Source organism: Enterococcus sp. DIV1315a, assembly GCF_051712325.1.
GTDB classification, from domain to species: Bacteria; Bacillota; Bacilli; order Lactobacillales; family Enterococcaceae; genus Enterococcus; species Enterococcus faecalis.
In genome coordinates, this window is sequence record NZ_JBIOOS010000001.1 from 1,218,528 (window position 1) to 1,239,034 (window position 20,507).

General features: G+C 36.1%; 17 protein-coding genes and 1 pseudogene. 16 read left to right on the forward strand and 2 right to left on the reverse strand.

The window, feature by feature from the left end; translation table 11 throughout:
- The first annotated feature begins 116 nt into the window (after positions 1–116).
- Positions 117–1,109 (forward strand): alpha/beta hydrolase, encoded by a 993-nt coding sequence (locus tag IGJ03_RS05880; RefSeq protein WP_002390614.1) that lies wholly within the window; start codon positions 117–119, stop codon positions 1,107–1,109.
- A gap of 15 nt (positions 1,110–1,124) precedes the next feature.
- Here IGJ03_RS05880 and IGJ03_RS05885 read toward each other — a convergent pair whose 3' ends face one another.
- A complete protein-coding gene (locus IGJ03_RS05885) occupies positions 1,125–1,658 on the reverse strand; it encodes a hypothetical protein (RefSeq protein WP_016615870.1) in 534 nt (177 codons plus the stop codon).
- Between the two features lie 285 nt (positions 1,659–1,943).
- Here IGJ03_RS05885 and IGJ03_RS05890 point away from each other — a divergent pair, with 285 nt between their 5' ends.
- Together IGJ03_RS05890 and IGJ03_RS05895 are read left to right on the forward strand one after the other, a co-directional pair.
- Positions 1,944–2,798, forward strand: a complete 855-nt coding sequence (locus IGJ03_RS05890) for a hypothetical protein (RefSeq protein WP_179189117.1) — start codon at positions 1,944–1,946, stop codon at positions 2,796–2,798.
- 266 nt (positions 2,799–3,064) lie between these two features.
- Positions 3,065–3,548 (forward strand): annotated as a pseudogene (locus IGJ03_RS05895) (GNAT family N-acetyltransferase).
- 97 nt (positions 3,549–3,645) lie between these two features.
- On the opposite strand, the gene IGJ03_RS05900 reads toward IGJ03_RS05895, so the two are convergent.
- Complete coding sequence (locus IGJ03_RS05900; protein WP_002357660.1) at positions 3,646–3,990, reverse strand: metal-sulfur cluster assembly factor; 345 nt, start codon at positions 3,988–3,990, stop codon at positions 3,646–3,648.
- A gap of 275 nt (positions 3,991–4,265) precedes the next feature.
- Between IGJ03_RS05900 and IGJ03_RS05905 the strand changes: the two genes are divergently transcribed.
- The 13 genes from IGJ03_RS05905 to IGJ03_RS05965 all read left to right on the forward strand — a co-directional run bounded on the left by IGJ03_RS05905 (position 4,266) and on the right by IGJ03_RS05965 (position 20,240).
- Complete coding sequence (locus IGJ03_RS05905; protein WP_010777623.1) at positions 4,266–5,330, forward strand: dipeptide epimerase; 1,065 nt, start codon at positions 4,266–4,268, stop codon at positions 5,328–5,330.
- Between the two features lie 16 nt (positions 5,331–5,346).
- Positions 5,347–6,723 (forward strand): transglutaminase-like domain-containing protein, encoded by a 1,377-nt coding sequence (locus IGJ03_RS05910; protein ID WP_010777624.1) that lies wholly within the window; start codon positions 5,347–5,349, stop codon positions 6,721–6,723.
- Positions 6,724–6,740: 17 nt separating this feature from the next.
- Entirely contained in the window at positions 6,741–8,393 is a 1,653-nt protein-coding gene (locus tag IGJ03_RS05915) for a peptide ABC transporter substrate-binding protein (protein ID WP_002363926.1), read from the forward strand.
- 616 nt (positions 8,394–9,009) lie between these two features.
- Positions 9,010–9,843, forward strand: a complete 834-nt coding sequence (locus tag IGJ03_RS05920; protein ID WP_002357655.1) for a PRD domain-containing protein — start codon at positions 9,010–9,012, stop codon at positions 9,841–9,843.
- 36 nt (positions 9,844–9,879) lie between these two features.
- Complete coding sequence (gene nagE, locus IGJ03_RS05925) at positions 9,880–11,877, forward strand: N-acetylglucosamine-specific PTS transporter subunit IIBC (RefSeq protein WP_002374894.1); 1,998 nt, start codon at positions 9,880–9,882, stop codon at positions 11,875–11,877.
- Between the two features lie 243 nt (positions 11,878–12,120).
- Positions 12,121–13,602 (forward strand): BglG family transcription antiterminator, encoded by a 1,482-nt coding sequence (locus IGJ03_RS05930; RefSeq protein ID WP_375804662.1) that lies wholly within the window; start codon positions 12,121–12,123, stop codon positions 13,600–13,602.
- Positions 13,592–14,044 (forward strand): PTS sugar transporter subunit IIA, encoded by a 453-nt coding sequence (locus tag IGJ03_RS05935; RefSeq protein ID WP_010777626.1) that lies wholly within the window; start codon positions 13,592–13,594, stop codon positions 14,042–14,044. Before IGJ03_RS05930 ends, IGJ03_RS05935 begins: the two co-directional genes overlap by 11 nt.
- Entirely contained in the window at positions 14,044–14,361 is a 318-nt protein-coding gene (locus IGJ03_RS05940) for a PTS fructose transporter subunit IIB (protein ID WP_002357651.1), read from the forward strand. The genes IGJ03_RS05935 and IGJ03_RS05940 overlap by 1 nt, the downstream gene beginning before the upstream one ends.
- Before the next feature lie 19 nt (positions 14,362–14,380).
- Positions 14,381–14,830: a PTS sugar transporter subunit IIA gene (locus IGJ03_RS05945; protein WP_002403623.1), complete on the forward strand. Its 450-nt coding sequence runs from the start codon at positions 14,381–14,383 to the stop codon at positions 14,828–14,830.
- Between the two features lie 109 nt (positions 14,831–14,939).
- Positions 14,940–16,040, forward strand: coding sequence for a PTS fructose transporter subunit IIC (locus IGJ03_RS05950; protein WP_002357649.1), 1,101 nt, complete (start codon positions 14,940–14,942; stop codon positions 16,038–16,040).
- Between the two features lie 137 nt (positions 16,041–16,177).
- Complete coding sequence (gene alsE / locus IGJ03_RS05955; RefSeq protein WP_002420219.1) at positions 16,178–16,867, forward strand: D-allulose 6-phosphate 3-epimerase; 690 nt, start codon at positions 16,178–16,180, stop codon at positions 16,865–16,867.
- A 290-nt stretch (positions 16,868–17,157) separates the two neighbouring features.
- Complete coding sequence (locus tag IGJ03_RS05960; protein ID WP_002357646.1) at positions 17,158–17,775, forward strand: lysozyme family protein; 618 nt, start codon at positions 17,158–17,160, stop codon at positions 17,773–17,775.
- 128 nt (positions 17,776–17,903) lie between these two features.
- On the forward strand, positions 17,904–20,240 hold the full coding sequence (locus IGJ03_RS05965; RefSeq protein WP_116495034.1) for a cation-translocating P-type ATPase: 2,337 nt from the start codon (positions 17,904–17,906) through the stop codon (positions 20,238–20,240).
- Positions 20,241–20,507 lie beyond the last annotated feature (267 nt).

The window sequence follows — 20,507 nt, forward strand, 5'->3', positions numbered from 1 at the left end:
ACGGCTGCTTTTTTTCAAAAAATAACAAAATGTAAGGGTGATTTCTTTCAGAAATGAAAAATCCATAGTATATTAAATGAAGAAGGAAATACTTTAGAAGAGGGTGTGATTTGCAGATGAAATGGCTCCTCGGGTTACTGATCATTTTTGCAATGATTGGCGTTGTTTTTTCTGTTTACATTGCCAATTATTTTTTGAAAATCGCGTTGCTTAAAGACAATCCTTGGTATCATAAAAAAGGGCATCGGTTATTAAATCCTGATAATTTTCAAGAACGAGAAACAAGATATACTAAAATAGAAGAACAACAAAAACAAGAAGGCGAAGCTTTTTGGACAGAGTCTTTTGCTGAAGATCGTTGGTTGAAAATTAAAGATGAAACATTGTATGCACGGTGCTTTATTCCTTATCCAGATAACCATCGTTGGGCGATTTGTGTGCATGGTTATCGTTCAAACGGAAAACGCGATATGGCATATACTGCATTACGTTTTGCAGAAGAAGGCTACAATGTTTTAGTTCCCGATTTGCGTGCGCACGGGAAAAGTTCAGGGAATAAAATTGGGATGGGATGGCTGGATCGGTTAGATTTATTAAGTTGGATTAGTGAAGTTCTTGCCATTGATATGGAAGCAGAAATTATTTTAGTGGGCGGTTCCATGGGAGCGGCTACTGTCATGATGGCAAGTGGTGAAAAGTTACCAACGAATGTCCGCGGATTAATAGTGGATTGTGGCTACACTTCTGTTTATGATGAATTTAAATACGTCCTACATGAATCTTTTCATTTACCCGCTTTTCCTATTTTAACAATTGCTAATCAATTAGCATTAAATAACTATGGCTTTCAATTGAAAACCGCTTCTTCCGTGAGACAATTACACAAAAATACGTTGCCCACATTCTTTATTCACGGTACAGGTGATCGCTTTGTTCCAATGACAATGTTTGAAGAAAATTTAGCGGCAACTCAGGGGATACAAAAAGGTCTCATTGTTGCTAAAGCACCACATTTATCTTCAAGTGTCTACGAACCTGAAAATTATTACAGTAGTATTTTTGAATTTTTGGAAGAAAACTGTCCTGCAGTAAAAACAACATCCGACTAAAAAAGACATGGATTTTCATGATTCCATGTCTTTTTTTTGTCTGACTCGTTTAGCTAAATTTAAAGTGCTTAAAAAGAAAAATAACGGCGCCAAACTACCAAGGCAAAGAAACCATTTCATTGAATAAGTTAACTCTTGCTGTAAAAGAGATTCTCGTATATAGCTGAAACCTTCGCCATGGACCCGCAAATAAATATAAATGTAAGCATAAAGAATCACTAAAGGCAAAATACAGACTTCTAATATTTCCAAAAGATAAGGAAATGTTTTATTTAATAATTTGAGGCGTGTCTTATTCAATAGATAAGCAAAAATGAAAATTGACCATAAAAAACCAAAAAAACTAATCAAATAAAAAATCAGATTCGCACTTCCTGCATTCATAAAAGCTTTCGGGAAAAGTAGTCTGCCGATGAACGTATTTTTAATTGTAAAAGGAACATCAAAAATGGAAATATAAAGACAAAAAAGTACTAATGTTAACAAGGCATGCCAAATCTTTTTCTCCATTTCATTTAAAAAATATCTAATTACTTGGTACATTTCCATAAACTGTCGCTCCGTGTTTGAAATAATCGTAGTTTTGACTATACCATAGCTGTTCTCAATTTTCTTGAAAAAAATACACGCAACCAGCCTCGACTATACGAAACACACAGAGTGTCTAAAAATAAGTTGCCGATCGCATTTTTTCGCATGCTAGTGTTGCACTTCTGTTTCGCTGGTGTTTTCTAATTGCTGATTTGTTGATTAAAAAAGGGCAGGAGGGAGCGTTTTTCTAGTATAATAATATAAAAGAATATAGAGAAAATCGTAGGATGGGAGTTATTCAAAGTGGCGGAGATTACAGTTAAGACAATTTCAGCGAAAGATGATTTAAAGAAGTTGCTTTTGGGTCAAGAGTATGACCACCAGCAGCCGGTTAAAAATATTTTAAAAGCTAGAACATCGAATGTCCATATTGAAAAGTACGAGGTTGTGGAGGATGTTTTTTTAAAGTTAACTGGGAAGGCGACCATGCACAAAGATATTATGAACTCATTTTGGACAACGTATAAAATTATGTTACAACTTGTTTATCCCGATTTCTTTAGACCAGCGGAAGTAATTGGGGAAAATCAAGAAAGCTATTTAGAAAAACCTTCTGAACAGAATTTGCTTGCAGTAAATAGCAAGTATCCGCCTCATGATTCCGGGACATCGGCTGTGATTTCGGACCGATATTTAACTTATTTTGACCAAGTTTTTCCTGACTATTTACCAAATCCTGTACCCAAAAAATATACATGGAATGAATTCCTTCTCGACAATTTTACTAAATTTGATCGAGTCCATCAGGACCCACAATTAAAGCGTTTTGCCGAACTTACCCATTCAATTGGAAACATTACAGTAGTTCCACTAGGATTTAACAGCGGAAGAAGTTTATCGTTTAAAGATTATTGGGATTATTCTTTAGAACAACTTTCGATATTTTTAGCTTCATTTCATTCATGGGAAAGCTACGTTCATACGTATGAGATGCAACCATTTTTAAATGAACAGTATCAACCAGTAGCGCTATGGAAAAATCATTTGAAAAAAGACTCGTTTATCTTACCTCAGAATCTAGAGGAGATAAATGAATATTTAGTTCAAGTAAATCAACGAATAGAAAAAAGAGGGCAGCGAATAGTGAATCGGTTGTAATGAAATAAGAATCGACTTTTCACTAAACGTTGAAAGTCTCGAATCGTGTGCTCTTTTATTGACTCAGGAACAGAGAACGATTAAACTACTAGATTAGTATCAAAAAATAATTGCGTATAGGGCTAACCAGTCGCATGTTTAAATAACTTTTAGGTCTTATGTAAGTAACAAAAGTTATTAGTACGAAGCAATCATTTTAGAAAGGAGCTTTTATGTAATTCACATTATTAAATCAAGAAAATCAAGCCTATTGGGAAGCAACCTACATAGAAGCTTTTCCAGAAGAAGAGAGACTGCCGTTTGGTCAATTATTGACGTCTTCTCAAGCAGGAAAATTTCATTTGTTTGTTATTCAAGAGGCGGATGAGAACGTGGGGATTTTGTTAAATAGTCAAATTGCACCTGAAGCAACCTATGTCTTTTTCTTTGCAATTGATCAGCACCACCGAAACAAACGATTAGGCTCAACCGTGTTAGCGTTATTGAAGACACGTTATCCTAAGGGGTTCTTTTAGAGAGTGAAGAAATTGGCAAAAATGCAGCGAATGAAGCCCAAAGAGAAAAACGTTATCAGTTTTATGAAAGAAATGGCGTGCTGGATACAGGGTACTGATTATGGATAGAGGGCTCACTTTTCATATCATGTTTGCTGGAGCGTCAGGCTTCGGTGGAACGCAGCTACAGTTTTTATTAGACTTCCATCCAGTAGCAAAAATTTGGAAAAAGCCAAGTATTGATGGCATCAGGTAGTTTTTTTCAAATAAGTAAATTAAACAAACAAAAAAACATATGAAAGAACGGACCAATCGGTTCTTTCATATGTTTTTTATCATTAGTCTCGAAATAACTAGCGAATACCCAAAGCAATTCGTGCGTAACGGCTCATTTTATCCGTTGTCCAAGCAGGGTACCAGACTAATTTTACTTCGATATTATTCACTTCAGGAATATCTTTTAAAACACCATGGATTTGTTCTGTTAAAACATCTGCTAACGGACAACCCATTGTGGTTAAGGTCATTTTGATGACAGTATCACCAGTTTCTTCTGCAAATTCAACTTCATAAATTAGTCCTAAATTAACAATATCGATGCCTAATTCAGGGTCAATCACTGTTTCTAATGCAGTTAAAATATCTTCTTTAATTGCTTCAACTTCTTCGGTTGAACGTTGTTGAGGTTGTTCACTCATTCGTCTTCTACTCCTTTGCAAGTTGCCTCTTTACTATCATACCTTTTTTAAGAATGTTTGTAAATGAGAAGTATCTCACATGTCATGGAATTTACTGATTTACTAAAAAAGCTCATAAAATTCGAAATTCATTTTATTTTAATCAAAATCTCATTATTTTGTTGACATTAGAAAACAATGAGTTTAGAATGATCGATAACAATCTAAATTTAATTTTTGGATATTTTTAAAAAACTGAATTTTCAGTCAATTGAAAATATCAAAGGGAGGATTTTATGAAAATTAAGCAGGTACATGTTAGGGCATCAAAAATCAAGCTGAAAGAAACATTTACAATCGCTTTGGGGACGATTGAATCCGCGGATAGTGCAATTGTGGAAATTGAAACAGAAGAGGGACTTATTGGATATGGAGAAGGAGGGCCAGGCATTTTTATTACCGGTGAAACGTTGGCTGGCACGCTTGAAACGATCGAATTATTTGGCCAAGCAATCATTGGCTTAAACCCCTTTAATATTGAGAAAATTCATGAAGTGATGGATAAAATATCTGCTTTCGCTCCAGCGGCAAAAGCAGCAATCGATATTGCTTGTTATGATTTGATGGGTCAGAAAGCTCAACTGCCTCTTTATCAATTGTTAGGCGGCTATGATAACCAAGTAATAACGGATATTACACTAGGTATTGATGAACCAAATGTGATGGCACAAAAAGCCGTCGAAAAAGTCAAACTAGGTTTTGATACATTAAAAATTAAAGTCGGAACAGGAATTGAAGCTGATATCGCAAGAGTAAAAGCGATTCGTGAAGCAGTTGGCTTTGATATCAAGCTCCGCTTAGATGCGAATCAGGCTTGGACGCCCAAAGATGCAGTTAAAGCGATTCAAGAATTAGCAGATTATCAAATTGAATTAGTGGAACAGCCAGTTAAAAGACGCGATTTAGAAGGTCTAAAATACGTTACTTCACAAGTTAATACGACAATTATGGCTGATGAAAGCTGTTTTGATGCTCAAGATGCGTTGGAATTAGTTAAAAAAGGCACAGTCGATGTTATCAATATAAAATTAATGAAGTGTGGCGGCATTCATGAAGCGCTGAAAATTAATCAGATTTGTGAAACAGCAGGCATCGAATGCATGATTGGTTGCATGGCGGAAGAAACAACCATTGGCATCACGGCTGCTGCCCATTTAGCTGCTGCTCAAAAGAATATCACACGAGCAGATTTAGATGCGACATTCGGTTTAGAAACTGCGCCCGTAACTGGGGGCGTATCCTTAGAAGCAAAACCATTATTGGAATTAGGAGAAGCAGCTGGATTAGGCATTTCTCAATAAAAAAGGAGTAAAACAAATGAAGTATGATTTAAAGTATCTTAGTGTCCCTTTGCCTGAGGAAATTCAAAGGGTGAAAGAATTTGGCGATTTTGCAAGTGCGGATATTGCCATTGATTTTTGGTTGACAAAAGAACTTCCGCAGGCATTAAAAGAACGTTTGATAATTGAAAAAGATGTCATTAAAATGATGCGTATGAATGAGTATCCTCATAGCTTTGCAAAAGCTGATCAAATGATGAGAGACACTTTTCAGGATTATCAAACAGAGGAATTAATTCGTTTAAAAGAAACGGGTTTAGTGGACTGGGTTTATATTGACGGTGAACCGTATTTCCAACTTCGATTTTTGGCCAATTTAATTAAAACAAATGCGGCATATGTTGCACGTTTGCAGGAAGCAGAAAGCAATCAATTAGAAATTCTCCGCAAAAAAGAACTAAAAGAGAACATCGAACAAATGCAAAAAAACGGTGGTAGAAAAGTGAGAACAACAATTAAAGCCACCATTCAGGTGAAAAAAGAATTTGAGCGTCCAGGTGAGCGTGTTCGTGTCCATTTGCCGCTGCCCAAAGCGTGTCAACAACAATCAGAAATTGAAATCCTAGCTACGTCACCTGAAGCAACCTATATTGCGGCAGAAGATGCGCCTCAACGAACACTGTGTTTTGAAACAATCTTAAAAGAAAATCAAACGTTTACAGTTGAATATTGTTATGTTAATCGGATGGTTTACCAACAGTTAGAAAAAAATAACGTAGACAAAATGCAACCAAGCTTTGATTTAGAGGAACAGTTACCGCATATTCGATTCACGCCTTATTTAAGAAATTTAGCAGATGAGATTGTGGGCGATGAAAGTAATCCCTTAAAAAAGGCACGCTTGATTTATGACTTTGTGACGACAAAGATTCATTATTCTTTCATGCGTGAATATTTTACAATTTCCAATATTTCAGAGTATGCTGCAACTAATTTAAAAGGTGACTGCGGCGTGCAAGCGATTTTGTTTATCACGCTTTGTCGGATTGCAGGGATACCAGCCAAATGGCAATCGGGATTATATGTTTCTACACATTATACAGGCTGTCATGATTGGGCACAATTTTATATAGAACCGTACGGCTGGCTCTTTGCGGATTTATCTTTTGGCGGAGGTGCTTACCGAGACGGGGATAGACAGCGGTGGAATCATTATTTCGGCAATTTAGATGTTTTTAGAATGGTCGCAAATAGTGAGATCCAGGCAGACTTTCAGCCGGCAAAAATGCAATTGCGTGCAGACCCAATTGACAACCAGCGGGGAGAATTTGAGTACGAAAATGAGGGCTTGCCCTACGCATGCTTGATAGTTTCGCAAGAACGGCTTTCCATGGAAGAGTTGCCGTTTGATTGACACATAGGGGGAATAGTATGAAAAAGTTAAAAATGATGGGGATTATGTTATTTGTTAGTACGGTCTTGGTAGGTTGTGGCACAACAGCAGAAACAAAAATAGACGAGAAAGCAACTGAGAAAACCAGTGTCTCGAAAAAAGTTTTAAATTTAATGGAGAACTCGGAAATCGGTTCAATGGATTCTATTTTTACACAAGATGAAGCCAGTATTAACGCACAGTCCAATGTCTTTGAAGGGTTATATCAATTGGATGAAAAAGATCAACTAATACCTGCTGCTGCTAAAGAGATGCCAGAAATTTCTGAGGATGGCAAACGATATACCATTAAACTAAGAGAAGATGGCAAGTGGTCCAATGGTGATGCTGTAACAGCCAATGATTTCGTTTTTGCTTGGCGTAAATTAGCGAATCCCAAAAACCAAGCTAATTACTTTTTCTTGTTAGAAGGAACGATTCTGAACGGAACAGCTATTACAAAAGAGGAAAAAGCACCAGAGGAATTGGGTGTCAAAGCGCTTGATGATTATACTTTAGAGGTTACTTTAGAAAAGCCTGTACCGTATTTTACGTCGTTATTGGCATTTTCTCCATTTTTCCCACAAAACGAAGCATTCGTGAAAGAAAAAGGACAAGCCTATGGCACTTCTAGTGAAATGATTGTATCTAATGGTCCGTTTTTAATGAAAAATTGGGATCAGTCAGCGATGTCGTGGGATTTTGTGCGTAATCCCGACTATTACGATAAAGAAAAAGTAAAATCAGAAACGATTCATTTTGAAGTTCTTAAAGAAACAAATACCGTTTACAATTTGTACGAATCAGGTGAATTAGATGTGGCTGTCTTAACAGGAGATTTTGCTAAACAAAATCGAGACAACCCAGACTATGAAGCAATCGAACGGTCAAAAGTCTATTCCTTACGTTTAAACCAAAAAAGAAACGAAAAACCATCCATTTTTGCAAATGAGAATGTCCGCAAAGCTTTAGCTTATGCTTTGGATAAAAAAAGTTTAGTCGACAATATTTTAGCAGATGGTTCAAAAGAAATTTATGGGTACATTCCAGAAAAATTTGTATATAACCCAGAAACGAATGAAGATTTTCGTCAAGAAGCAGGCGCCCTTGTCAAAACAGACGCCAAAAAAGCCAAAGAGTATTTAGATAAAGCAAAAGCAGAGCTAAACGGAGATGTAGCCATTGAACTTCTTTCAAGAGATGGTGATAGTGACCGAAAAGTTGCTGAATTTATCCAAGGCCAGTTACAAGAAACGTTGCCTGGTCTCACTATTAATGTCAAAACAGTTCCTTTAAATAATGCGATTGAATTAATGAGAAAAGGGGATTATGAATTGTCTGTTGGCATGTGGGGACCCGATTATCAGGATCCAATGACTTTCTTAGAAAGCTCAGTTAGTGGTAACCGTATGAACTATTCCAGCCCAACGTTTGATCAACTAATTGAAGAAGCAACAACTAAATACGCAAATGATCCTGAAACTCGTTGGCAAACATTAATTAAAGCTGAAAAAGTATTGGTGGAAGAAGATGCCGCTTTAATTCCTTTATACCAAGAGGCCCGTAGTCAGCTTGTACGACCAGGTGTCAAAGGTATTCAGTATCATAACTTCGGTGCAACGAGCACATATAAGTATGCCTATAAAGAATAAATTAGTGAACGAGCGTGGGACAAAAATCACTTTGGATTTTTGCTCCACGCTCAAAAACTGATAAACGGCGGGAACAGAAGCAACACTACGCGTTGCTCCGATCTCAACAACTTCTAAGGTGTTTTCTCGACATGCGTCTCGTCACAGTACAGCCTTCAAAAGAGCTCCAGCTCTAAGAGTTGCGATGTTTCACTGTGAAGCATGAACAGATGAAATCATCGTACCTACTTGGTGAAGGTCCTTCGGAAATAAGCCGAAATTGTTGAGAATCACGAAGAACGTAGTGATTCGATGATGAACAATACCTACTTGGTTCTCGGAGTTAAACACTTCTGTCCCGACCTCTTCCCGATAAGAGCTTCTTTTTTGTTAATAGTCAACAATTAATAAAAAAATAATTGAAAAAGGTTGACAAAAATAATGATACTCGTTAGAATAAGCACTGTTAACAAATGAATAGCGTTTTCATGTGACTAGATAATACTAGGCATGGAAGAATTTCGTAATACAATGTGGTGTACAATGGTTACGCAACATGTTTAACGGGATTGTTCTATGCTTTTTTTGTTGTTTTCACTGAAAATGTTAGAATTACTTCTGCAGAAGAGGGTCATTTATGAAAATTAAAAAGGTGCTAAATCAAAATGCTGTACTTGTTCTTGACGAAGGACAGGAGAAAGTAGCTGTCGGTAAAGGCGTCGGGTTTAATAAGACTAAAAATGATGTCTTATCTCGACAATTGGTGGAGCGGATGTTTGTGATGGAGCCAGAAGGGCTGAAAAAACTTCAAGTACTGCTATCACAAATTGAAGACAAATACTTTTTAGCGAGTGAAGAAATTATCCAACATGCTGAAACGGTATTGGGTGAAAAGTTGAATGAACATATTAATATTGGGTTGAGTGATCACATTGCTTTTGCAGCTGAAAATATTCAAAATAATATTATTGTTCGGAACAAGCTTTTAAGTGAAATTGAGATTTTATATAGTGAAGAATTTGCTATTGCTCAATGGGCTGTAGAATATTTAACACAAACCTTAGAGATTCCATTTAGTTATGATGAAGCGGGGTATATTGCAATTCATATCCATAGTGCTCGCAGCGGGCGTACTGATAATAGTAAAAGTATCCGTGAAGTTACAATCGTTTCTGAAATTATTCATTTAATCGAGCAGGAATTGGCTATTGATATTCATGATGATAAAAATAGTCTCAGTTATTCACGTTTGGTGAATCATTTACGTTTGTTTATTCATCGCTTCCAACAAAATCAATATGCTGTTTTAGATGAAGAAATTTTGGAAGTCGTAAAGAAAAAGTATGCTGAAAGCTATGAAATCTCAAAAAAAGTACAAGTCTTATTAATGAGAAATTTTCATTATCAAGTACCAAATGAAGAACTTGGTTATTTATCGATTCACATTGAACGATTAAGAATGACCAAATAATAAAAATTAAATAGTTTATGTGAGGAGTTACGTATAATGAAAGCGTATATGCAAAGAATGGGACGTTCGTTAATGTTACCAGTTGCTGTATTACCGGCGGCTTCTTTATTAGTCGGTATTGCTAACTGGATCGTGGGTACAATCGGCGCTAGTCCAGCCACAACTTTTCTAATGAATGGTGGCTTGGCTATCTTAAACAACTTAGCATTATTATTTGCGGTTGGTTTAGCGTTAGGAATGTCAAAAGATAAAGATGGATCGGCAGCATTAGCTGGTTTAGTCGCTTATTTAGTGCCAAAAACTGTTTTAGCGCCTGCTTCTATCCAAGCCATTAAAGGCTTCAAGGATATTGCTGAAGTAAACCCAGCCTTCAACAGCATGGACAACAATGTCTTTGTCGGGATTGTCGCTGGTTTAGTTGCTGCGGCAATGTATAATCGTTTCTCTGGTGTGAAATTGCCAATGGCTTTATCATTCTTTAGTGGAAAACGTTTAGTTCCTATTATGTCAGCTATTTCGATGTTAGCAATCTCAGCTGTCTTATTCTTCTTCTGGCCAGTTGTTTATAACGGATTAGTTGCTTTTGGTAAAGGAATCTCTAGCTTAGGTTTCGTAGGAGCTGGCTTGTATGGTTTCTTTAACCGACTATTAATTCCAACAGGCTTACATCATGCTTTGAATTCTGTTTTCTGGTTTGATGTTGCTGGTATCAATGATATTGGGAACTTTTTAGCTGGTCAACAAGCGTTAGATACTGGTAAAGCAATTGTAGGACAAACAGGGATGTATCAAGCTGGTTTCTTCCCAGTAATGATGTTTGGTTTACCAGCAGGCGCGTTTGCTATTTATCAATGTGCACGTCCTGAGAAGAAAAAAGTTACAGCTTCATTAATGTTAGCTGCTGGTTTTGCGGCTTTCTTTACAGGCGTAACTGAACCTTTAGAATTCTCATTTATGTTCGTTGCTTGGCCTTTATATGTTTTACATGCAGTCTTTACAGGTATTTCTTTAGCATTCGCTGCGTTTATGCATTGGACAGCTGGCTTTGCCTTTAGTGCAGGTTTTGTAGACTTCTTCTTAAGTTTGAAAAACCCAGTCGCGAATCATCCAATGATGTTGGTGGTTCAAGGACTTGTCTTTGCAGCAATTTACTACTTCGGTTTCCGTTTTGCAATCACTAAGTTTAACTTAATGACACCAGGACGTGAAGAAGGCGATGGCGAAGAAACGCCAGATGTTGCGGAAGGCGACAACAAATTTGCTTCTCTAGCTCGTCGTATTTATGATGGTTTAGGCGCTGATGCTAATGTAACTTCTATTGATAACTGTACAACTCGTTTACGCTTAACAGTGAAAGATACAGGCAAAGTGGATCAAGCAAAAATTAAAGCAACTGGGGTTCCTGGTGTGAAAGTCATTGATGACACCAATATCCAAGTGATCGTTGGTACGGAAGTACAATTTGTTGCTGACGAAATGCAACGATTATATAACCACCAAGCGCCAGCAACACCAGTCAAAGAAACACCTGTTTCTCAACCAGTTGTTGAAGAAAAAGCACCGGTTTCAACAAAAGAAACTGAATTATATTCTGTAGCGAATGGGAAAGTTATTCCTATTTCTGAAGTACCAGATGATGTTTTCTCAGCAAAAATGATGGGTGACGGTTTTGCTGTCGTACCAACAGACGGCGAAGTTTCAACACCTGTTGCTGGTAAAATTACTAGCATTTTCCCAACAAAACATGCGTTAGGTATCCAAACAGATTCAGGCATTGAAGTATTATTACACATGGGTCTAGATACTGTTGAGTTACAAGGTGGACCATTTACATTACATGTTGAAGAAGGCCAAGTTGTAAAACAAGGCGATAAAATTGCAACCATTGATTTAGCCGCATTAGAACAAGCTGGCAAAAAATCAGATTTAATTGTTGTTTTCACAAATCAAGATATCGTTGCTCAATACGATTTACAAAAAGCAGGTCAAACGACTTCAATGAATGATGTAATCGGAAATGTTACCGTAAAATAAAAGTAAAAAAGGGCTAGCCGCAAGGCAGCCCTTTTTTTGTATTCTTTGAAAGTATTAGTGTCTGTAGAACCAGTAGTAATAAAAATCGCTTGCTCTACAAGTTTTTATTTATAAATAGCCTTAGAAAGTTTCGCATAATTGAACACTTTAACCACTCACAAAAATGGCCAATGTAACGGACAGAAAACAAGGAAGCGTTTTCTTTTGTATGGATTATAATAAATATATCAAGGAGGGGTTGCTATGAGTTCGAAAAAAGAACGTGGACAAAAATTGTTGTTACTTCTCTCAAAAAAACAAGATTATATGACTGCAGAAGAATTGGCAAACTGCCTAAGTACTTCTCCTAAGACAGTTTATCGTTTGATAAAAAAAATTAACGATGAATTTTCAGAAGGTTTACTCATATTATCTGAGAAAGGACGAGGATACAAGCTAGACTATGAACGATTTATGGAACAGAATCGACATTTAGTCGAAAAAGAAAGTGATTTTTCGCCAAGGGAAAGACGCAATCGAATTCTGGAGGAATTGTTGTTAGCTTCTCCACAAGCTAAAAATGTTTATGAATTATTTGCAAGATATTATGTTGGCGATTCTGTGATATTTAGCGATGAACAACAATTATCCGAAGATTTAAAGAAATATGATTTAACACTCAAACGGAAAAATCGAACGTTGGCAATTATCGGTGAGGAAAGAGCTATCAGGAAAGCCATTTCCGATAGAATACAACTGTTGAACATTATCGATATTGAGGATCTTCGAAACAACAAAGCATTAAATTTTAATAATTATGATGTCCTTTTTACGTTAGATCAAGTCAGGAACATTGAAAAAAAACTGGATATTACTATTCCACATCCATATAACGTAAACATCTTTTCGCATCTTTATATCTTAATTAGTCGTTCACGAAAAGTAGCTATTTCTGAAAAATACCAATTATCTAACGAAGAAGAACAAGAATTAACAAAGGACTTAGTACTCAAAAAGGTCGCGCAAACAACGGTTCAACAGATTGAAACTTATTTAAATAAGAGACTGCCTAACGTTGAAATTTATTACTTATATCAATATTTGGTTTCTTCTAGGATGCAAGGTTCGTTTAGTAAAGTAACTAATTTTTCTTTCAAAGTAATGCAAGTTACTCAATTTTATTTAGAGGAAATGAGTGCACAACTAAAAATTTTAACTGATAATGATCAGCTACTTCTTGAATTGGCTAGTCATATAAAACCAATGATAAATCGTCTTGAAAACGGCATACATGTTAAGAATAGTTTATTGGATCAAATAAAAATGACGTATGAAACAATTTTCAGAAAAATTGCGCAAGTTTCTAAGCAAGTAAGTAAAAACTATCAACTGCCGGCTATAAACGAAGATGAGAATGGGTTTATTACATTGTATTTTGCGCGAATGATTGAAACCAATCAGTTACCTATTCGTACTTTGATTATGTGTACCACTGGAATTGGCACTTCAGAACTATTGAGAGTAAAAGTTGAAAAGAAATTCCCTGAATTACAAATTGTTGAAATTATTGCCACACGAAATATAAAGAAATCATTAAAAGATTATTCTGATATTGAATTGATTCTTACAACGATTCATTTACAGGAAAAGGTCCCCATTAAATCATTGTTGGTAAGTGCCATGTTTACAATGGATGATCAGTATCGATTACAAAGAAAAGTTGAGGAAATCTATCATGAACGTTAATACTTTATACCAAGTTTTCCTAAACCAAGAACTTCTTTCAAAGCAGCAAGTATATCAATTCATTGCAGAAACAGCAGCACCTTGGTTAACGCCCGAAGAAAAAAAGCAGATTGAGGAATCTTTGGTAAATCGTGAGAAGATGGGAAGTAATCAGATTGCAGAGCAAATTGTCTTGCCACATTTAGAAAATGCACTCTTGAAAAAAAGTGAAATATATCTGATTGGCTTAAAAACAGAAATCCAAGAATGGACGGCAGACATTAAGCAAGTGAAATTAATTATTGTCATCTTACTAAAAGAAAATGAACGGTTAAAAGTAAAAAAAGAAATCAGTCGATTTACTAGAAAATTAGCAAATGAAGACTTCTTAGAAAAGTTGTTGCGTTTAAAAACAGAAACAGATTTTTATAAAATTATAGAAAAATTTGAGGAGGAAAAATAATGAAGATAGTCGGCGTAGCAGCCTGCACAGTAGGAATTGCTCACACATATATCGCACAAGAAAAATTGGAGAACGCTGCAAAAAAAGCAGGAGTTGAGATCCATGTAGAAACACAAGGGACCATTGGGATTGAAAACAAACTAACGGATGAACAAATTAAGGAAGCGGACATTGTTATATTAGCCATTGATGTAAAAATTTCTGGAAGAGAGCGTTTTGATGGGAAACGAATCATTCAAGTACCTACAGAAGTTGCTGTAAAATCACCCACTAAACTAATTGAAAAAGCAGAAGAAGTTATGACACAAGAAAAGTAACCTTCTAGGAGGAATTGTAATGGAAGTAAAGGATATCATTGACTTAAAAACCGTTAAAACGAATATGAATGTAAATACAAAAGAGGAAGCGTTAAAAGAATTAGCCAATCTTTTGCTTGAAAATGGCAATATTTCAGAGGAAAAAGGCTTTATAAAAGATATCTATGCTAGAGAGGCGGAAGGCCAAACAGGCATCGGAAACTATCTAGCCATTCCACATGGTAAAAGTGCGTATGTAAAAAAAATAGGCGTGGCCATTGGTATTAATAGTACAGAAATTCCTTGGGAATCTTTAGATGATAATGGCGTAAAAGGAATCATTCTTTTTGCTGTGGGCAATGATCATAAAGAAACAACTAGCCATCTTAAACTATTATCATTGTTTGCCAGAAAACTCGGAAATGATGAAGTAGTGAAAGAACTCCTTCAATCAAAATCGCCAGAGGATGTAGTGAAGGCATTCTCTTAATGAAATTACTGAGACAGCATATTGTGGATATTTTCTACAGAAGAATTCATAACAGCAATTTTTTAAAATAGAAAATAAAATGAAAAGAACAATGTTTAGGAGGATAAAAATGAAAAAACTAAAAGAGTTAAATCTTAAAGGTCATTTATTAACAGCAATCTCATATTTAATTCCAATTGTCTGTGGCGCTGGCTTTTTAATTGCAATTGGTATGGGGTTTGGTGGCTCAAGTCAAGGAACCTTGGTGCCAGGTGAATTTTCGCTTTGGGATGCTTTAGCTACTATGGGTGGCGCTGGCTTAGGCTTACTGCCGGTTGTTATATCTACTGGCATTTCCTTTTCAATCGCCGGTAAACCTGGAATTGCTCCAGGCTTTATTATTGGTTTAACTGCGAATGCAGTTGGTGCCGGCTTTATTGGTGGTATTTTAGGTGGTTACTTGGCAGGATATCTTGTATTAGCTATTTTAAAATATGTGAAATTACCAAACTGGGCGAGAGGGTTAATGCCAACATTAATTATTCCATTTTTAACCTCAATTACTGGTGGATTAATCATGGTATATATTATCGGGACCCCAATAACGGCATTTACTTCATTATTAACGAACTTTTTAGATAGCTTAGGTAACTCGTCATTATTAATTTTTGGTGGTGTAATTGGTTTATTAAGTGGTATAGACTATGGCGGACCCATTAACAAAACTGTTTTTGCCTTTGTTTTGACAATGCAAGCGGAAGGACTTAATGGACCAATTACAGCATTGCAATTAGTAAATACAGCAACGCCAATAGGCTTTGGATTAGCTTTCTTCTTTGCTAAATTATTTAGAAAAAATATTTATACAAAACTAGAAGTTGAAACGTTAAAGTCTGCCGTACCAATGGGCGTGATTAACATTGTTGAAGGTGTTATTCCTTTAGTTATGAATGATATTGTCCGAGGAGTCATTGCTACAGCGATTGGTGGCTTCGTGGGTGGCGCAACAACAATGATCTTAGGGGCAGATGCGACAGTTCCATTTGGCGGTGTTTTAATGATTCCAACAATGAGTAAACCGCTGGCTGGCGTGATTGCAATTGTTGTAAATGCTGTGGTTACCGGTTTAGTTTTAGCTATTATTAAGAAAGATGTAACTGAGAAAGATATGGAAGCTTTAGTAGAAAAAGAAGAAGAGGAGATAAACTTGGAAGATATTCAGATTTTCTAAACAAAATGAAAAAGCGCAACAAAATTAATGCAATTTATATTGCCTGTCAGAGATGTGTCAACGTCTGAATATAACGAGTTAGAAAAATTTTCAAAAACATCAACCAAATAATCAGATAGAAAGAGTTGGAAATTAGAATGAACAAAGTTGAATTTTCTCCGTCACTAATGACGATGGATTTGGACAAGTTTAAACAACAAATCACCTTTTTGAATGATCATGTTGCTTCGTATCATATAGACATCATGGATGGTCACTATGTGCCAAATATCACGCTATCTCCGTGGTTTATTGAGGAGTTAAGAAAAATTTCGAAGCTCCCAGTATCTGCCCATCTAATGGTTACGAATCCAAGCTTTTGGGTACAACAACTAGTAGATATCAAATGTGAATGGATTTGTATGCATGCAGAGGTTTTAGATGGTCTAGCATTTCGCCTAATTGACCAAATTCACAATGCTAATCTTAAAGCAGGGATCGTCCTTAATCCCGAAACGCCTATTGAATCAATCTTTCCATATATTGAATTGTTGGATAAAATCACAATCATGACCGTTGATCCAGGCTTTGCTGGCCAACGATTTATTGAAGGAACACTTGATAAAATTGTTGCTCTTCGTAATTTACGTGAAGAAAAAGGGTATCGTTATGTAATTGAAATGGACGGCTCATCGAATAGAAATTCATTTAAGCGAATTGATGCTGCAGGACCTGATATTTATATTGTTGGTAGAAGCGGATTGTTTGGATTGAACAAAGATATTGAAAAAGCTTGGAGAATGATGAGTAGAGACTATGAAGAAATGACTGGGAAAAAAATTCCATAAAACATTTGACTGTTTGTTAAAAGAATAGATAAGTTGTATAAAGCCAAGCCTAGAAAAGAATTTTGTTCATTCTTATCTGGGCTTTTTTGATGCAATAAATAAGCGCCAATAGAACAAAATTACTTGTTATTCTATTCTAGGTGAAAACGTTCAATCTTGCGAAGTTACGGTTTGTTCACAAAAAAGTTACTTTTATTAAATAAAACTAAAGAAGTAACAAAAACTTCGCTTTTTTCAGTTATTTCAAGTAACATAGAACGTATCTTAAAAGAAAAAGTTTGGATGATTCGATGCGTAGAGTAAGAAAAATAATTTATAAAATCATGCTACTTTTGTTTGTTGGTTTAGTTGCTGGTCTTGGCTATCTTGGCTATAAAATACATCAAAATGTTGAAACGGTAATGACCTTTGAAAAACAAGTAGAAGCAGAAGTCAAAAAAAATAAAATACCTGAATACAAAACATTAGCTTTAGCGATTATCTATACAGAGTCTAAAGGGAAATCTGGCGATATTATGCAGAGCAGTGAAAGTGTTTATGGACAACAAGAAGTGATTGAAACACCAGAGGAAAGCATCGCACATGGCGTCAAATTTCTTGCGGAAGCGTTAGCGAAAGCAAAAGAAGCTGGCTGCGATGAGTGGACAGGCGTACAAGCATATAATTATGGACTGGATTATATTCAGTTTGTTAAAGAACGTGGCGGGAAACACACGACAGAGTTAGCAGAAGAATATTCAAGAGAAGTCCTTTCACCGTTGCTAGGGAATGACCAAAATACGAAATATCGTTATTATCGTTGGCAAGCGTTAGTTTACAATGGTGGTTACCTTTATCAAAATGGTGGCAATATGTTCTATGCAGAAATTGTCAAAATGAATCGTTGGTTTATTGAAAAGTTAAATTAAAACGAGAAAAGTCTAAAGAATTCTTTCAACTTACAGGAATTTTTTAGGCTTTTCTTGCAGTTTCATGAAAATGCAAGTAAACTAGAAGGGATGTAACTGATTAATTGAAAAGGTAGGGAAAGAGCTGGATGTTGAATAAAGTCGACCTGAAAAAAGGGTTAAGTACAGAAGAAGTTGCCAAGCAGAAAGAGTTAGGCCTTCAAAATAACTATGAGGAAAATGTAGCAAAATCTACAAAAGATATTATTTTTGATAACGTCATGACGTTATTCAACTTTTTAAACTTTGCAATCGCTGTTTGTTTACTATTTGTCGGAGCGTATTCCAATCTGGCTTTCTTAGCGATTATTATTGTGAACATGTCAATCGGGATTTTCCAAGAAATTCATGCCCGTAATTTAGTTCAAAAATTATCTATTGTGGCAAAAGAAAATGTTCATGTTGTTCGAAATGGCGTACAACAAGAAATTGATACAAAAGAACTAGTTATGGAAGATATTGTTGTTATCTCTGCAGGGGAACAAGTTCCTTCTGATATGGAAGTTATTGACGGTAAAGTCGAAGCGAATGAAGCGTTGTTAACAGGTGAATCAGATTTAATTGAAAAGGAAATCGGCGATACCTTGCTTTCTGGAAGTTTCATTGTTAGCGGACAAGCCTATGCCCGTGTTATCCACGTTGGTGCCGAAAACTATGCTGTGAAAATCACCCAAGAAGCCAAAGTGCATAAACCAATTCAATCAGAGTTAGTCAATTCGATTCGTAAAGTCTCTAAATTTACAAGTTGGGTGATTATTCCTCTGGGGATTATTTTATTTGTTGAAGCTTTTTGGTTAAGAGATGCTGGCATTAAAACATCTGTTGTTGCTTCTGCAGCTGCTTTGTTAGGGATGTTACCAAAAGGATTAGTACTATTAATTAGTATTGCACTGACAACAGGTGTCATTAAGTTAGCCAAAAAACGTATTCTAGTACAAGATATGTACTCAATTGAAACATTGGCCCATGTGGACACTTTGTGTTTAGATAAAACTGGAACAATTACAGAAGGTAAAATGAAAGTGCAAAAGGCGATTATCTTGCATGACAAATATGAAGAACTTTTCCCGCAGATTATCGGAAGCTACCTATCTGAAAGTACGGATAATAATATTACAATGCAAGCAATTCGTGATCATTATGAAGTATCCAATCGATTTGGCGCAAAAGAAGTCTTGGCTTTTTCTTCTGAACGAAAATGGGGAGCTATTGAATTTCCAGAAATTGGGACAGTTTATTTAGGGGCTCCTGAGCGTTTGGTAGACGATAGTCGGTTGCCAGAAGCTGTCTTTACAGCACAAGAGAATGGGTATCGCGTCTTGATGTTAGCCATTGCGGAACAACAACCGTTAAACGAAACCAAAATGCCTTATTTAGAGCCATTAGCAATTCTAGAAATTGATGATCCAATTCGCCAAAATGCCAAAGAAACACTGGCTTATCTAAAAGAAGAAGGAATCGACTTAAAAGTAATTTCTGGTGATAATCCGGTAACTGTTTCAAATATTGCTCGTCGTGCTGGGCTACCCGGTTATGAGTCTTATATTGATTTGTCGACCAAAACGACAGAAGCAGAAGTGCGTGAAGCAGTTCAGCAATACACAGTGTTCGGACGTGTATCGCCTCAGCAAAAAAGAACCATTGTACGTGAGTTGAAAGACACAGAGCATGTGGTGGCGATGACCGGCGATGGCGTCAACGATGTTTTAGCGTTACGAGAAGCGGATTGTAGTATCGCCATGGCAGAGGGAGATGGCGCTACTCGGCAAATTTCTAATCTAGTTTTACTAGATTCTGATTTTACAACGTTACCAGATGTCTTGTTTGAAGGACGACGTGTGGTAAATAATGTAACCCGAGTTTCCAGCGTTTTCTTCATTAAAACGATTTATTCGTTTATTCTCTCAATCATTTGTGCCTTAACGGCCATTGCGTTCCCGTTCATTCCGATTCAAGTGACCTTGATTGATTTAGCAATTGAAGGATATCCTGCTTTCTTCTTATCTTTCGAAGGGGACAAACGAAAAGTTGTCGGGAAGTTTTTACCAACGGCTTTGAAAAATGCGTCTGTTAATGCGCTTTTAGTTGTAGCGAATATCATTGCTGTTTATCTGATTGGACAAAATCAAGGATTTTCTTCTTTAGACACCACGACGTTAATGTATTATTTATTAGTTGGAATTAGCTGTATGGCTGTTGTTCGAGCATGTCTGCCTTTAAATCCATTACGCATTTTCTTGGTTTTCAGTACCATTATTGGTATTTATGTAGCAGCTATGTTATTCCACAACATTTTAGAAATTGGTTTCTTAACTTCGCAAACAATGGGTCTCTTCTTTATTATGATGGCCATTAATATTGTAGTGCGTGTAACAATTGGTTTCGTACAAATGAAACGTGCTGGAAAAACAATTAAAGATTTATAAAAAGCAGAGGTTGAGCTAAAAGCATTCGTCTCCAGAAATGCAGTTCTTCTTTAAATCTTGAAGGAAGTCGGAGCAAGCTTGATGTTTAACTGATTATTTTAAGAGTTAGTGTCTGGGGCAGGAGTCAAGATGACTTTTGTCCTAGATACTTTCTTTTTTTGTTGAGTTGAAACAAGATACTTGAAAAACAGAGATTATGTGATACAATAAATCATGTGTAAATGTGTCCATTGGAATTCGCACTGAAATGACAGTGCGTTTTTTAAA

Excerpts from the sequence above, each read along its gene's own strand:
- IGJ03_RS05910 (WP_010777624.1), top strand. The coding sequence starts at position 5,347 with ATGAAGTATGATTTAAAGTATCTTAGTGTCCCTTTGCCTGAGGAAATT.
- IGJ03_RS05900 (WP_002357660.1), bottom strand. The coding sequence starts at position 3,990 with ATGAGTGAACAACCTCAACAACGTTCAACCGAAGAAGTTGAAGCAATT.
- alsE (WP_002420219.1), top strand. The coding sequence starts at position 16,178 with ATGAACAAAGTTGAATTTTCTCCGTCACTAATGACGATGGATTTGGAC.
- IGJ03_RS05905 (WP_010777623.1), top strand. The coding sequence starts at position 4,266 with ATGAAAATTAAGCAGGTACATGTTAGGGCATCAAAAATCAAGCTGAAA.
- IGJ03_RS05915 (WP_002363926.1), top strand. The coding sequence starts at position 6,741 with ATGAAAAAGTTAAAAATGATGGGGATTATGTTATTTGTTAGTACGGTC.
- IGJ03_RS05940 (WP_002357651.1), top strand. The coding sequence starts at position 14,044 with ATGAAGATAGTCGGCGTAGCAGCCTGCACAGTAGGAATTGCTCACACA.
- IGJ03_RS05920 (WP_002357655.1), top strand. The coding sequence starts at position 9,010 with ATGAAAATTAAAAAGGTGCTAAATCAAAATGCTGTACTTGTTCTTGAC.
- IGJ03_RS05885 (WP_016615870.1), bottom strand. The coding sequence starts at position 1,658 with ATGGAAATGTACCAAGTAATTAGATATTTTTTAAATGAAATGGAGAAA.
- IGJ03_RS05965 (WP_116495034.1), top strand. The coding sequence starts at position 17,904 with ATGTTGAATAAAGTCGACCTGAAAAAAGGGTTAAGTACAGAAGAAGTT.
- IGJ03_RS05880 (WP_002390614.1), top strand. The coding sequence starts at position 117 with ATGAAATGGCTCCTCGGGTTACTGATCATTTTTGCAATGATTGGCGTT.
- IGJ03_RS05935 (WP_010777626.1), top strand. The coding sequence starts at position 13,592 with ATGAACGTTAATACTTTATACCAAGTTTTCCTAAACCAAGAACTTCTT.
- nagE (WP_002374894.1), top strand. The coding sequence starts at position 9,880 with ATGAAAGCGTATATGCAAAGAATGGGACGTTCGTTAATGTTACCAGTT.
- IGJ03_RS05960 (WP_002357646.1), top strand. The coding sequence starts at position 17,158 with ATGCGTAGAGTAAGAAAAATAATTTATAAAATCATGCTACTTTTGTTT.
- IGJ03_RS05945 (WP_002403623.1), top strand. The coding sequence starts at position 14,381 with ATGGAAGTAAAGGATATCATTGACTTAAAAACCGTTAAAACGAATATG.
- IGJ03_RS05950 (WP_002357649.1), top strand. The coding sequence starts at position 14,940 with ATGAAAAAACTAAAAGAGTTAAATCTTAAAGGTCATTTATTAACAGCA.
- IGJ03_RS05930 (WP_375804662.1), top strand. The coding sequence starts at position 12,121 with ATGAGTTCGAAAAAAGAACGTGGACAAAAATTGTTGTTACTTCTCTCA.